Genomic DNA, 13,605 nt, shown 5'->3' on the forward strand with positions numbered 1-13,605 from the left:
CGCGTCGCGTAACCCACCAGGCGATCTCCCGTGTTGCGTCGATGCTGGGTTACGGCGCAACGGCAAATCGTACAGGCCATCCCGCCTGTAACAAGCGCCTAACCCACCCTACGAGAAGCCGTATAACCGCAGGTTTCAGGCTGTGCGGCGCGGCAGGGCAAAACTCAGCAAGAACAGGCTGGCGGCGGACACCACGATCGACGGCCCGGCCGGTGTGTCTTGGAACCAGGATAGGCTCAGGCCGCCGCACACCGCGACGATGCCCAGCAAACTGGCGCCCAGCGCCATCTGCTCGGGCGTGCGCGCATGGCGCTGGGCGGCGGCGGCGGGAATGATCAGCAGCGAGGTGATCAGCAGCACGCCGACAATTTTCATCGCCACGGCGATCACCACGGCGATCAGCAGCATCAGGCTCAGGCGAATCGCCGCCACGGGCAGGCCCTCCACCCGTGCAAGCTCCTCATGCACGGTGATCGCCAGCAGCGGCCGCCAGAGCAGCGTGAGCAACACCAGCACCAGCGCGCTGCCGCCGAGAATCCAGGCCAGGTCGCTCGGACCGACGGCGAGCAGGTCGCCGAACAGGTAGCCCATCAGGTCGATGCGCACGTCCTGCATAAAGCTCAGCACCACCAGACCCAGGGACAGGGTGCTGTGCGCAAGAATCCCCAGCAGGGTGTCGGAGGCCAGCGGCTGACGGGTTTGCAGGGTCACCAGCAGCACCGCGAGCAATACGCAGCCAACCGTTACCGCCAGGGTCGGGCTGACGTCGAGCATCAGACCCAGGGCCACACCGAGCAGCGCGGCGTGCGACAGGGTGTCGCCGAAATAAGCCATGCGCCGCCACACCACGAAGGAACCCAGCGGGCCGGCGACGATGGCCAGAGCCAGGCCGGCGAGCAGCGCGTTGAGGAGAAAATCAGCCATGTTTGCAGTTATCCCCGTGCACATGCGGTTGCACGGGACCTTTGATGTTCAGGCCGCCGGCGCTCGGTTCAGTGACCACGGCGCCATGCAGATCGTGCTCATGGTCATGGTGGTGGGTGTAGATCGCCAGGCTCTTGGCGTCCTGACCGAACAGCTCGACAAAGGCCGGATCGAAACTGACCTGCTCCGGGTGCCCGGAACAGCAGACGTGGCGGTTCAGGCAGACCACCTGGTCGGTGGTGCTCATCACCAGGTGCAGGTCGTGGGAGACCATCAGCACGCCGCAGCCGTGGCGGTCGCGCAGCTGGGTGATCAGCCGGTACAGCTCGGCCTGACCGCTGACGTCGACGCCCTGCACCGGCTCATCCAGCACCAGCAGTTGGGGCTCGCGCAGCAGCGCGCGGGCCAGCAGCACACGCTGCAACTCGCCACCGGAAATGCTTTGCAGTGGGCTGTCGATCACCTGTTCGGCACCGACTTCGGCCAGCGCCACCTGCACAGCGCTGCGCGTCACGCCCGGCACCAGCCGCAAAAAACGCAGCACCGAGAGCGGCAAGGTGGCGTCCACATGCAGCTTCTGCGGCATATAGCCGACACGCAGCTTGGGCTTGCGCCAGACGCTGCCGCTGTCCGGCTTGAGCAGGCCGAGCACGGCTCGCACCAGGGTGGTTTTGCCGGCGCCGTTGGGGCCGATCAGGGTGACGATTTCGCCCGGCTTGACGCTCAACTGCACGTCCTGGAGGACGGCTTGTCCGCCAAAGCGCACACCAATGCCGTCGAGGCGGATCAGCGCAGCGCTCATGCGGCCTCCCGACAACCCGCGCACAGGCCGACCACTTCCACGGTCTGGCTTTCTACGTGGAACCCAACGTTCTGCGCGCTGCTGACAATCGCATCGCTGATCGCCGCCTGCTCCAGCTCGATGGCCGCGTGGCAGCTGCGGCAGATCAGGAACTGGCCCTGGTGCGCGTGTTCCGGCTGGTTGCAGCCGACGAACGCGTTGAGCGAGGCGATGCGGTGCACCAGGCCGTTTTCCAGGAGGAAATCCAGGGCGCGGTAGACCGTGGGCGGCGCGGCGCGGCGGCCATCTTCCTCGCTCAGCACGCCGAGAATGTCGTAGGCGCCGAGCGGTTTGTGGCTCTGCCAAACCAATTCCAGCACGCGTTTGCGCAGGGCGGTCAGGCGCAGCCCTTGGCGCGTGCAGATGGTTTCGGCTTCGGCCAGGGCATGGCTGACGCAGCGGGAATGGTCGTGCGGGCGTGAGGCCAGGGGTGTGAAGATCATGGGCGGCGACGGCTTGGCGTGGAGACGTTATTATATTACCTGTTCCTAGCCGCTTGAGTGCTCCCCGTGTCGCGCCTTTTTTCGATCGTCAGTCTGTCCATCATCACCCTGTTCTCTTGTCTTGCCGCCCAGGCCGACGTGCGCGTGCTGACCAGTATCAAGCCGCTGCAATTGATCGCCGCCGCGGTGCAGGACGGGGTCGGCGCGCCCGAGGTGCTGCTGCCACCTGGTGCGTCGCCACACCATTACGCGCTGCGCCCCTCCGATGTGCGCCAGGTGCGCGAGGTGGAGTTGCTCTACTGGGTCGGCGCCGACCTGGAAAGCTTTCTGCCGCGCGTGCTGAGCGGGCGCGACAAGCCCAGCGTGGCGGTGCAGGACCTGCCGGGCATGAGCCTGCGCCATTTCGGCGACAGCCATGCCGCGCATGACGAGCACGCCGACGAACATGGGCACGCCGCGCCTGAACACGACCACGATCACCGTCCCGGCATGCTGGACGCGCACCTCTGGCTGCTCCCGGCCAATGCCCGGGTGATCGCCGCGCGCATGGCTGCCGACCTGGTCCTGGCCGACCCGGCCAATGCTGCGCGTTACCAGGCCAACCTGCGTGGATTCGAGGAACGTCTGAATGCCCTCGACCAGCGCCTGAAAGGCCGCCTGGCGGGTTTAGCGGGCAAGCCCTACTTCGTCTTCCACGAGGCCTATGACTACTTCGAAGCTGCCTACGGCCTCAAGCATGCCGGGGTGTTCAGTGTGGCCAGCGAAGTGCAGCCCGGTGCCCGGCATGTCGCGGCCATGCGCACGCGCCTGCAAGCGGTCGGCCCGACCTGCGTGTTCAGCGAGCCGCCGCTGCGTCCGCGCCTGGCGCAAACCCTCACCGCTGGCCTGCCGGTGACCTTGGCCGAACTGGATGCCATGGGCGGCGCTTTGCCGGTGAATGCGCAGGGTTACGAGGCGTTGCTGGATAACCTGGCCACTGGCCTGGTGGCGTGTCTGGGCACGCTTTGACTGAGAGGCTGTGAAAAAACTCTCGCCTACTGCGACCGCCTCAAAACATCCGCTGCGGCGTTGCGCTTCGTGAAAAGCCGGGTCATTTAGCTCACTAAACTCCCCTCCTTTTCACGAAGCGCGCCTTGCCGCGAACACCTGGAGACGGTCTCGCTACGGCGCTCGATATTTTCACAACCTCTGAGCGGTGGAGGGCGTCTGCAGGGTGGGCCGACGCCCACCCTGGGGCGTCAGAATGCGAACGGCAGCGGCAGCTCGACCTGTTGCCGTTGCGCCAGGCGGCGCTGGAATTCGCCCGGATCGTGGATCAGCACTTCCTGGCCGGCGAACGACTCGGCGGCGATCAGGCGTGACAACCAGAAACGCACGCAGGCGATACGCAGCATGGTCGGCCACAGCTCGGCTTCGGCGGCGCTGAACGGGCGCAGTGCGGCATAGGCGCCAAGCAGGGTGCGGGCGCGGGCGCCATCCAGCGCACCGTCCTCGTTGGAGCACCAATCGTTAAGGGCGATGGCCAGGTCATAGAGCATCGGGCCGGCACAGGCGTTGTAGAAGTCGATCACTCCAGCCAGGTGCGTGCCGTCGAATAACACGTTGTCGCGGAACAGGTCGGCGTGCAGGTTGGCCCGCGGCAGAGCCAGGATGCGCGGTTTCAGCCGATGGATTTCCGCCAGCGCATCGCGCAGCAGCGGTAGCTGCGTCTCCGGCAGTTTCAGCGCCAGGCTCGGCCCTTTTTCGAGCATCCAGTCCAGACCACGGTCGCTTTTGCGCTCCAGTACCCGCTCGCGGGTGGCCAGGTGAATGTGCGCGAGCAGCGTGCCGACTTCCTGGCAATGGTGCGGGTTGGCGTGACTGACGTGCTTGCCGGCCAGGCGTGGCTGCAACAGCGCAGGCTTTTCCGCCAAGCTGCGCAGCGCTTCGCCATCGGCGGTGCGCAGGGCGTAGGGCACCGGTAGGCCAGCGTCATGCAGCACGTCGAGCAGCTCGATAAAGAACGGCAGGTCGTCACTCGGGCCGCGCTCGATCAGGGTCAGGACAAACTCGCCCTGCTCCAGGCTGACGAAGAAGTTGCTGTTCTCGCTACCAGCGGCAATGCCCTGGAAGTCGCGTAGACGACCCAGGCCATAGGGGGCGAGAAAGGTTTCGAGCTCGTGACGCTCCAGGGGGGTGAACACCGACATAATTAGGCCCTATGCCTCTTTACCAACTGAAAATTTCCCAGGCCGGAATCAACATGTCCGGGTCGTCGGAGCGCACGAAGTTGCCGTCGCTGCCATCGGCGCGCACCAGGAAATAGGGTTTGCCGCCTTTGGGGATGACCTTGATCGCATAGAGGAAGCCGTTGACCCGGTATTCCTGGATGGTGCGGTCGCCATCCTGGCGAATGGTGACGTCAGGCTCGGCCGAGGGGGCATCGTCCGCATGCGCCGCAATCGAAGCGAATGCCAGCAAACTGGCCAGCAACAGGCGATTAAGTGTGCGCATGGTAACCTTGTCCCTTTGTCGTCAACGATGCGCTCATTCTAGCGCCGCACCTGTCGAAAAGGTTGATCTTGCTCATGTCAAACGCCCCTCTCGTTCTGGTCGACGGTTCCTCGTACCTGTACCGCGCCTTCCATGCCCTGCCGCCGCTGACCACCTCCAAGGGCTTGCCCACCGGGGCGGTGAAGGGCGTGCTGAACATGCTCAAGAGCCTGCGCAAGCAATACCCGAAGAGTCCGTTCGCGGTGGTCTTCGACGCCAAGGGCGGCACCTTCCGCGATGCGCTGTACGCCGAGTACAAGGCCAACCGGCCGTCGATGCCCGATGACCTGCGCGTGCAGGTCGAGCCGCTGCATGCCAGCGTGCGCGCCCTGGGTTACCCGCTGCTGTGCGTCGAGGGAGTGGAGGCCGATGACGTGATCGGCACCCTGGCCCGCCAGTGTGCCGGCGAAGGCCGCGACGTGGTGATTTCCACTGGTGACAAGGACATGGCGCAGCTGGTGTGCCCGCACGTTACCCTGGTCAACACCATGACCGGTAGCGTCTACGACATCGATGGCGTGAAAGCGAAATTTGGCGTCGGTCCTGAGCTGATCATCGATTACCTGGCGCTGATGGGCGACAAGGTCGACAACATCCCGGGTGTGCCGGGCGTGGGTGAGAAGACCGCGCTGGGCCTGTTGGTGGGGGTCGGTGGTGGTCTGGATGTGCTCTACGCCAACCTCGACAAGGTGCCGGAACTGCCGATCCGCGGCGCCAAGACCCTACCAGCCAAGCTCGAAGAACACCGCGAGATGGCTTACCTGTCCTATGAGCTGGCGACCATCAAACTCGACGTGCCGCTGAATATCGCCATCGACTCGCTGCACCCGGGCGAAGCCGATCTAGCGGCGCTGATCGAGCTGTACGCCGAGTTGGAATTCAAGAGCTGGCGCGATGAACTGCTGCGCGCCAACCCGGCGGCCGTGGCCAAACCCGTGGTCAAGGCGGCTGCCGATGATCTGTTCGCCCTGGCGCCCAGTGCCAGCGCCGCCGAGCTGCCGCGCGCCGAAGCCGTCGCCGAGGTGGTCAGTGAAGCGCCCGCCGAGGTTCAGGCCCCGGTCGCTTTGGGTGACTACCAGTGCATCCTCGAGCAGGCGCAGTTCGACGTCTGGTTGGAAAAACTGCGCAACGCCGAGCTGATCGCCTTCGACACCGAAACCACCGGCCTGGATGCACAGAAAGCCCAGCTGGTCGGCCTGTCCTTTGCGGTCAAGGCCGGCGAAGCGGCGTATATTCCGGTCGCCCACTCCTATATGGGCGTGCCGACGCAGCTGGATCGCGATGCGGTGCTCAAGGCGTTGCAGCCGATTCTGGAAGACCCGCACAAGGCCAAGGTTGGCCAGCACGCCAAGTACGACATCAATATCCTCGCCAATGCCTCAACGCCGATCCGCGTGCAGGGCGTGGCGTTCGACACCATGCTCGAATCCTATGTGCTGGACGCCACGGCGACCCGCCACGACATGGACAGCCTGGCGCTCAAGTACCTGGATCACAGCAATATCCGCTTTGAGGACATCGCCGGCAAAGGCGCCAAGCAGCTGACCTTCGATCAGATCGACCTGGCCCAGGCCGCGCCCTATGCCGCCGAAGACGCCGACGTGACCCTGCGCCTGCACCAGCACCTGTGGGGCAAACTCTCGGCCGAGCCGAGCCTGGCCAAGGTGCTGCACGACATTGAGATGCCGCTGGTGCCAGTGTTGGCGCGCATCGAGCGCCAGGGTGCGCTGGTGGATGCCAACCTGCTCGGCCTGCAAAGCAACGAGCTGGGCGAAAAGCTGGTGGCGCTGGAGCGTCAGGCCTTCGAGATTGCCGGCGAAGAATTCAACCTGGCCTCGCCCAAGCAGCTCGGGGTGATTCTCTACGAAAAGCTCGGCCTGCCGGTGATCAGCAAAACCGCCAAGGGTCAGGCCTCCACCGCCGAAGCGGTGCTCGCTGAGCTGGCTGAGCAGGACTTCGAACTGCCCAAGGTGCTGATGCAGTACCGTTCTTTAAGCAAACTGAAAAGCACCTACACCGACCGTCTGCCGGAGCAGATCAACCCGCGCACCGGACGCATCCACACCAGTTATCACCAGGCGGTGGCGGCGACCGGACGCTTGTCGTCCACCGACCCGAACCTGCAGAACATCCCGATCCGCACTGCTGAAGGTCGGCGTATTCGCCAGGCCTTTGTCGCGCCGAAGGGCTACAAGCTGCTGGCGGCGGACTATTCGCAGATCGAGCTGCGCATCATGGCCCACCTGGCCAAGGACGAAAGCCTGCTGGATGCCTTCCGCCACGGTCGTGACGTGCACAAGGCCACCGCTGCCGAAGTGTTCGGCGTAGCGCTGGATGAGGTCACGGCTGATCAGCGCCGCAGCGCCAAGGCGATCAATTTCGGCCTGATCTACGGCATGAGCGCCTTCGGCTTGGCCAAGCAGATCGGCTGCGACCGCAAGCAGGCGCAGGCCTATATCGACGTGTATTTCGCCCGCTACCCCGGCGTGCTGGCCTATATGGAGCGCACCCGCGAGCAGGCTTCCGAACAGGGTTTTGTCGAAACCCTGTTCGGCCGTCGCCTGTATCTGCCGGACATCCACGCGAAGAACCAGGCGCTGCGCAAAGGCGCTGAACGCACGGCGATCAACGCGCCGATGCAAGGCACGGCGGCGGACATCATCAAGCGCGCGATGGTCGCGGTGGACGGCTGGCTGAGCGAATCCGGCCTGGATGCCAAGGTCATCCTCCAGGTGCACGACGAGCTTGTACTTGAAGTGCGTGAGGATCTGGTCGAGCAGGTGCGTGAGCAGATCAAGCCGCTGATGGGCAACGCCGCAGCGCTGGATGTGCCACTGCTGGTCGAGGTGGGCGTCGGCGATAACTGGGACGAGGCGCACTGAGTTCGCCTGCCAATAACCGGATTGCCTGCGGCATAACGCCGCAGGTGGCGGGGTTTTTAAAGCGTTTACGCATCAGCTCTACAGGTTTTATTGCCAATAGATTCTAAAAAAAGGCTGAACTTTGCATTTGCGCGGGCAGTCAGAGTTTAGGAATGGCCGTTAAAGCCCTTCAATGCTCCTTTGTTGTGTTAAGTGTTGGCAGACATCTGAACCCCGCCCTAGCGGTTCAGACCCTTAAACCCCGAACTTCTCCCTCCCCATACGAAGTTCGGGGTTTCTTTTGCCCGCAGAAAACTACGTCGACCCGTTCAATGGTGGGCTAAAGCCCGCCATTGGCCGGCGGCCTCAGTCTTCGTCTTCCGGTTGTTCCAGCAGTTCCAGCCAGTCGGCCAGCACCGCTTGTGCCTCTTCGATACCCATGCGTTTCGGCGCCGAGAACAGCTGGATGGAGACGCGCTCGCCCCAGCGCGAGCGAATGTCCTGCTGCACTTTCAGCAGGGCGGTTTTGGCGGCACCAAAGGCCAGCTTGTCGGCCTTGGTGAGGAGGATGTGCATGGGCATTTCGCTGGCCGCCGACCAGTCGAGCATCAAGACATCGAACTCGGTCAGCGGGTGGCGAATGTCCATCATCAGCATCAAACCGCGCAGGCTTTCGCGGCTGCCCAGGTAGGCCTCCAGGTGTTTTTGCCAATGCAGTTTCAGTGGGATCGGCACCTTGGCGTAACCGTAGCCGGGCAGATCGACCAGGCGCCGTTCCTCGTCCAGGCGGAAGAAGTTGAGCAGCTGGGTGCGCCCCGGGGTTTTCGAGGTGCGTGCCAGGCTGGCGTGCGTCAGGGTGTTCAGCGCGCTGGATTTACCGGCGTTGGAGCGCCCGGCAAAAGCCACTTCGTGGCCCTGATCCTCCGGGCATTGGTCGACCTTGGCCGCGCTGATCAGGAAAGTGGCTTGTTGGCACAGGCCGATGATGGGGTTCTTTGCTTGCATCAGGGTATCCGGTGAGGGCGGGCGTAAAAGGATTGGCAAACCGTGGAAAATCTCGCGCGCGCTGGCTCGGCATAGGGCAAGCCCCGCGCCGCTAACAGCCAAGGCAGACTCGAAAGGGCGCCAGCACAGTAATCGGTTCAAAGACGCGAAGTGTACGGTGAGTGCCCGAGCATTACTCGTTTCACGTACCTCTGCGGGCACACTAGACTGCGTGCCAGGTGCCCGACTGCAACGCAGCATAGCCGAGCGTAGTCGGGTTTTATGGCCGGTTGGCAGGCGTGTGGGCCTTGCGACATTTGCGCGCATCCTGCTGGGCGCTACGCGGCGTGGCAAGCGGCGTCGTTTCCGTTTCAGTGGCGTCAGTATATAATGCCGCAGATTTTGTGTGCGCTTTGTCCCACCCGCAGGATAAGTGTTCACGGGAACGATTTAGATCATCTGCCCCTAGAAAGCAGTACGTTCCCCTCCCTGATGAGGCTGATCTGATGAAAAAAATGCTGCTTGCTGCCGGTGTATTGATGTTGTCGTTCAATGCCCAAGCTGCCCAAGATCCAGAAGCTGTGTATGCCCGTGCTTGCGCGGCCTGTCACAATGGTCAACTGCCGATGGCGCCGCAAAAAGGCGACAAGGCTGCCTGGGAGCCACGCTTGGCCAAAGGTATGGACGTGCTGGTACAGAGCGTCACCAATGGGTTGAATGCCATGCCGCCGCGCGGTTTGTGCATGGACTGCACGGCCGAGGATTACCAAGCTGTCATCAAGTTGATGACCGAGTAAGCCCGGCCCCTAACTCTTTCTCTCTTAGCCGTAGTTGGATTAGCTGATGAACAAAGTACTCGTGAGTCTGCTGTTGACCCTGGGCATCACCGGCCTGGCCCATGCCGCCGGCGACGCCGTTGCCGGTCAGGGCAAGGTTGCCGTGTGTGGCGCGTGTCATGGTGCCGATGGCAACAGCCCGGCCCCGAACTTCCCGAAATTGGCTGGTCAGGGCGAACGTTATCTGCTCAAGCAGCTGAACGATATCAAGTCCGGTGCTCGTCCGATCGTGGAAATGACCGGCATGCTGGACAACCTGAGCGATCAGGACATGCAAGACATCGCGGCGTTCTTCGCCAGCCAGAAAATGAGTGTCGGCGCGGCCGATCCGCAGCTGGTCGCGCGCGGCGAAGCGCTGTTCCGCGGCGGCAAGCTCACCGAAGGCATGCCGGCCTGTACCGGTTGCCACTCGCCGAATGGCGCCGGCCTCGATGCCGCGGGCTTCCCGCAACTCGGCGGCCAGCATGCCGGCTACGTAGCCAAGCAGCTGACCGATTTCCGCGAAGGCAACCGCACCAACGATGGCGACAGCATGATCATGCGCGCCATCGCCGCCAAGCTGAGCAACAAAGACATCGAAGCCGTGTCCAGCTACGTGCAGGGTCTGCACTGATCGCCTGACTGGGTGAAACGCGGTGACACAGGAAAAGGGTGGCTGAGGCCGCCCTTTTTCATTTGCGCCGCCGCTACAATAGCCGGAACCTGCCGCGCAGCCGCCGGTCGAAATGCAGCTGCCGCCGCAGTACCTCATCGCCAAGGAGTCACGCATGCGTAACCTGATTCTCACCGCCGTCCTCGCCAGCGCGAGCCTGTTGGGCATGACCGCCCACGCCGACACCATCGAAGCCGGCAAGCAGTACGTCGAGCTGGCCAGCCCGGTACCGGTGTCCAAGCCGGGGCAGATCGAAGTGGTCGAGTTGTTCTGGTACGGCTGCCCGCACTGCTATCAGTTCGAGTCGACCATCAATCCATGGGCCGAGCAGTTGCCGGAAGACGTCAACTTCGTGCGCATTCCCGCGTTGTTCGGCGGGGTCTGGAACGCCCACGGGCAGATGTTCATCACCCTGGAAAACATGCAGGTCGAGCACAAGGTGCACACCGCGGTGTTCGAGGCCATCCACAAACAAGGCAAGAAGCTGGCGACCCCTGAGGAAATGGCCGAGTTCCTCGCCACTCAGGGCATCGATCAGGCGGCTTTCCTCAAGACCTACAACTCCTTTGGCGTGAAGAGCCAGATGGAGAAGGCCAAGAAGCTGGCCATGGCCTACCAGATCAGCGGCGTACCGGTGCTGATCGTCAATGGTAAATACCGCTTCGACCTCGGCAGCTCCGGTGGCCCACAGCAGACCCTGCAAGTGGCTGATCACCTGATCGCCAAAGAGCGCGCCGCGCAGTAAGCGGCGCGCCACGAGCGCCGAATATGCTGCGCCGTTGGCAAGTCCGTCAGGTTGGCCTGTGCGATCCGCAGGTCAACCCGCAGTGTCCGGCTGCCGATGATTGGCCGAGTAATGGGCGTTTGCGCCTGCTCAGCTTCAACATTCAGGTGGGCATCAGCACCGAACGTTATCGGCATTACCTGACCCGTGGCTGGCAGCACCTGCTGCCGCATACCGGGCGCGCCGGTAACCTGCAACGGATTGGCGAGTTGCTTGGCGATTACGACCTGGTGGCCTTGCAGGAGGTCGATGGCGGCAGCCTGCGTTCCGGCTACATCAACCAAGTCGAGCACCTCGCCCACCTGGGCGCCTTCCCCTACTGGTATCAACAACTCAATCGCAACCTCGGCCGCCTGGCCCAGCACAGCAATGGCGTACTCAGCCGGCTGCGCCCGAGTCTGTTGGAAGACCACCCGCTGCCCGGGCCACCCGGTCGCGGCGCGATGTTATTGCGCCTGGGCGAGGGCGCGGACGCCGTGGCGGTGGTGATGATGCACCTGTCCCTCGGGGCGCGAACGCGTACCCGCCAATTGGCCTATATCCGCGAGTTGATCGGTGGCTATCGGCATCAGGTGCTGATGGGCGACATGAACACCCACGCCAGTGACCTGCTGCTGCACTCGCCGTTGCGCGACCTTGGTCTGATCGCCCCGCAGATCGAGGCGACCTTTCCCAGCTGGCGCCCGCTGCGTTGTCTCGACCATATCCTGCTGAGTCCGGGGCTGGAGCTGGAGCGTTTCGACGTATTGCCACTGTCAATTTCCGATCACCTGCCGGTGGCAGTGGAAATTCGTTTGCCCAATGCTTTGCATCGCGGCCAGCCACCTATGCTGAGTCCGCCGTCCTGTGGAAGTCCTGCATGAGCACCGATGACGTCCAGCGCTGGAAAGAAAAATACCTGAGCAGTCTTGAACAGCAAGAAAAGCTCGAGCGGCGTTGGGATGCGCGCCTCGACCTGCTGCGCCGTGGCTTGGTGCGCAGCAGCCTGGCCGCCGAGGGGGCGGACAAGGCGGTTGACCAGTGCATGCAGGACCTGCGTGAGATTCTGCGCCGCGAGGATATCGATGCCGGTCTGTCGGCGTTGATCCCGCGCCTGGAAAAAACCGTCTTGGACTCCGAGCAGCGTCGCCAGCAGCGGTTCGAGCAGGTCGCCAGTGCGCTGGCCGCGTTGGTCAGCCAGCTGCTCAAACTGGACTTGCCGCGCGAAGTGCGCAAACCGCTGAAAAGCTATGCCAAACAACTCGACGGCCGCGCCGGCCACGTACGCGAGTGGCCGGCCCTGCTGGCCGAGCTCAGCCAGCTGCAACAGCAAGCGTTGCGGGTGCTGGGGCGCGAAGAGGTCGAGCGTCCGGGCCTGCTCGAACGTCTGTTCGGTGGCCGTGCCGTTGCGGCAGATGCGGCGCCAGTCGTGCTCGCCCCGGCGGATGACGCGCCCCCGGCGCAAGAGCCGCCGCAGGCGCTCCCGCACGAGCCCGTAGCGCTTGAGGTGCGGGACGCGGCGGCCGAGCCAGCCCCAGCGGTTGCGCAGCGGCCCCAGCCACCTGCGCTGGCCCTGGACAGCCTGCCGTTGCCCGCCGAGTTGCTGCTGCCTGGCAAGCCCGAGGTGCCCGCGCGCGCGCCGGCTGCCAGCCCTGCCGCCGGCCCCGAGTGTGTCGAGGCCGACCCGGCATACGCCCTGCCGCCGACCCCCGAGCCGGGCTACAGCGCCATCGCCAACCATGTCGAAACCACCTTGCTCGGTTTGCTGGCCGAGTTGCCCTTGCCGGAGCGGCATCAAGCGCAGGCCGATCTGCTCGGTGAACGGATTCAGGCCGGCTTGAACATGTATGAGCTGGTGCCGGTGCTGGATGACCTGGCGGTGCTGATGCTGGCCATCGCCGATGTCGGCCAGCGCGAGTTCGAGGGTTACCTCACGCAACTCAACGAGCGCCTGGCGACGTTCCAGGGCGGCCTGCAAGATGCCCACGACGGCTACGCCGATTCGATCAGCGCCGCGCGCGAGCTGGACAGCGAGTTGCGTCAACAGGTCAGCGGCCTGCACAGCAGCGTGCAGGAAGCCAGCGATCTGGACAGCCTCAAAGGCTTGGTGGAACACCGCCTGAATGGATTGCTCGGCACCATGGAGCAGTACCAGCAACAGCGCGATTCGCGTGAGCAGGTGGTCTCCGGGCGCCTGCAGGCCCTGGTCGAGCGGGTGGCGAGCATGGAGCAGGAGGCCAAGGGCTTCCGGGCGCACCTGGAGGAACAACGGCAGAAAGCCCTGCTCGACCCACTGACCGGCTTGCCCAATCGCGCCGCTTGGAGCGAGCGCCTGGACCTGGAGTTGGCGCGTTGGCAGCGTTACGGCGGCGAGCTGCTGCTGGCGGTGGTGGACATCGACCACTTCAAGCGGATCAACGATGAGTACGGCCATCTGGCTGGCGATAAGGTGCTGAAAATCATCGCCGGCGAGCTGCACAAACGCCTGCGCAAAACCGACTTTATTGCGCGTTACGGCGGCGAAGAATTCGTCCTGCTGATTCCCGCTACCCCGCTCGACGGCGGCTGGCAACTGCTGGAAACCCTGCGCACGGCCATCGAAGCCTGTCCGTTTCACTTCAAGGGCGAGCGGGTGACCATCACCCTGTCAGCCGGGATCAGCGCCTTCAGTGCGGACGAGCGTAGCGAGCAGGTCTTCGAGCGCGCCGACCAGGCGCTGTACCGCGCCAAGCGCGGCGGCCGTAACCGCGTCGAGCGCGATTAGCGCGG

The 13,605-nt window shown here is 64.0% G+C and carries 13 protein-coding genes; 7 read left to right on the plus strand and 6 right to left on the minus strand.

Annotation, left to right across the window (positions count from 1 at the left end; all coding sequences use genetic code 11):
- Window positions 1–135: 135 nt before the first annotated feature.
- From znuB to zur, 3 genes are read right to left on the minus strand one after another with little or no spacing between them, the layout of a single operon-like run.
- Window positions 136–924 (minus strand): zinc ABC transporter permease subunit ZnuB, encoded by a 789-nt coding sequence (gene znuB / locus B3M58_RS19405; protein WP_296221595.1) that lies wholly within the window; start codon window positions 922–924, stop codon window positions 136–138.
- The gene (znuC, locus tag B3M58_RS19410; protein WP_296221596.1) at window positions 917–1,726 is read right to left on the minus strand and encodes a zinc ABC transporter ATP-binding protein ZnuC; all 810 of its coding nucleotides are present in this window, start codon (window positions 1,724–1,726) and stop codon (window positions 917–919) included. Before znuC ends, znuB begins: the two co-directional genes overlap by 8 nt.
- Window positions 1,723–2,208, minus strand: coding sequence for a zinc uptake transcriptional repressor Zur (gene zur, locus B3M58_RS19415; protein ID WP_296221598.1), 486 nt, complete (start codon window positions 2,206–2,208; stop codon window positions 1,723–1,725). The genes znuC and zur overlap by 4 nt, the downstream gene beginning before the upstream one ends.
- Before the next feature lie 66 nt (window positions 2,209–2,274).
- Between zur and B3M58_RS19420 the strand changes: the two genes are divergently transcribed.
- Window positions 2,275–3,216: a zinc ABC transporter substrate-binding protein gene (locus tag B3M58_RS19420; RefSeq protein WP_296221600.1), complete on the plus strand. Its 942-nt coding sequence runs from the start codon at window positions 2,275–2,277 to the stop codon at window positions 3,214–3,216.
- Window positions 3,217–3,446: 230 nt separating this feature from the next.
- Here B3M58_RS19420 and B3M58_RS19425 read toward each other — a convergent pair whose 3' ends face one another.
- Together B3M58_RS19425 and B3M58_RS19430 are read right to left on the minus strand one after the other, a co-directional pair.
- Window positions 3,447–4,397 (minus strand): homoserine kinase, encoded by a 951-nt coding sequence (locus tag B3M58_RS19425; protein WP_296221601.1) that lies wholly within the window; start codon window positions 4,395–4,397, stop codon window positions 3,447–3,449.
- Window positions 4,398–4,416: 19 nt separating this feature from the next.
- The gene (locus B3M58_RS19430) at window positions 4,417–4,701 is read right to left on the minus strand and encodes a DUF2782 domain-containing protein (RefSeq protein WP_296221603.1); all 285 of its coding nucleotides are present in this window, start codon (window positions 4,699–4,701) and stop codon (window positions 4,417–4,419) included.
- 74 nt (window positions 4,702–4,775) lie between these two features.
- Between B3M58_RS19430 and polA the strand changes: the two genes are divergently transcribed.
- On the plus strand, window positions 4,776–7,622 hold the full coding sequence (gene polA, locus B3M58_RS19435; protein ID WP_296221604.1) for a DNA polymerase I: 2,847 nt from the start codon (window positions 4,776–4,778) through the stop codon (window positions 7,620–7,622).
- 345 nt (window positions 7,623–7,967) lie between these two features.
- On the opposite strand, the gene yihA is transcribed toward polA, so the two are convergent.
- Entirely contained in the window at window positions 7,968–8,606 is a 639-nt protein-coding gene (gene yihA, locus B3M58_RS19440; RefSeq protein WP_296221605.1) for a ribosome biogenesis GTP-binding protein YihA/YsxC, read from the minus strand.
- A gap of 485 nt (window positions 8,607–9,091) precedes the next feature.
- Between yihA and B3M58_RS19445 the strand changes: the two genes are divergently transcribed.
- The 5 genes from B3M58_RS19445 to B3M58_RS19465 all read left to right on the plus strand — a co-directional run bounded on the left by B3M58_RS19445 (window position 9,092) and on the right by B3M58_RS19465 (window position 13,600).
- A complete protein-coding gene (locus tag B3M58_RS19445; RefSeq protein ID WP_296221607.1) occupies window positions 9,092–9,382 on the plus strand; it encodes a c-type cytochrome in 291 nt (96 codons plus the stop codon).
- Window positions 9,383–9,428: 46 nt separating this feature from the next.
- Window positions 9,429–10,034, plus strand: coding sequence for a c-type cytochrome (locus B3M58_RS19450; RefSeq protein ID WP_296221608.1), 606 nt, complete (start codon window positions 9,429–9,431; stop codon window positions 10,032–10,034).
- Window positions 10,035–10,188: 154 nt separating this feature from the next.
- On the plus strand, window positions 10,189–10,818 hold the full coding sequence (locus tag B3M58_RS19455) for a thiol:disulfide interchange protein DsbA/DsbL (RefSeq protein ID WP_296221609.1): 630 nt from the start codon (window positions 10,189–10,191) through the stop codon (window positions 10,816–10,818).
- 23 nt (window positions 10,819–10,841) lie between these two features.
- Window positions 10,842–11,720 carry an endonuclease/exonuclease/phosphatase family protein gene (locus B3M58_RS19460; protein ID WP_296221611.1) on the plus strand — a complete coding sequence of 293 codons (879 nt, stop codon included), beginning with the start codon at window positions 10,842–10,844 and terminating at the stop codon, window positions 11,718–11,720.
- Window positions 11,717–13,600 (plus strand): GGDEF domain-containing protein, encoded by a 1,884-nt coding sequence (locus B3M58_RS19465; RefSeq protein ID WP_296221612.1) that lies wholly within the window; start codon window positions 11,717–11,719, stop codon window positions 13,598–13,600. Before B3M58_RS19460 ends, B3M58_RS19465 begins: the two co-directional genes overlap by 4 nt.
- The last annotated feature ends 5 nt before the right edge of the window (window positions 13,601–13,605 follow it).

The sequence above is a fragment of the Pseudomonas sp. UBA2684 genome (genome assembly GCA_002354655.1).
In the GTDB taxonomy this organism is placed as follows: Bacteria; Pseudomonadota; Gammaproteobacteria; order Pseudomonadales; family Pseudomonadaceae; genus Aquipseudomonas.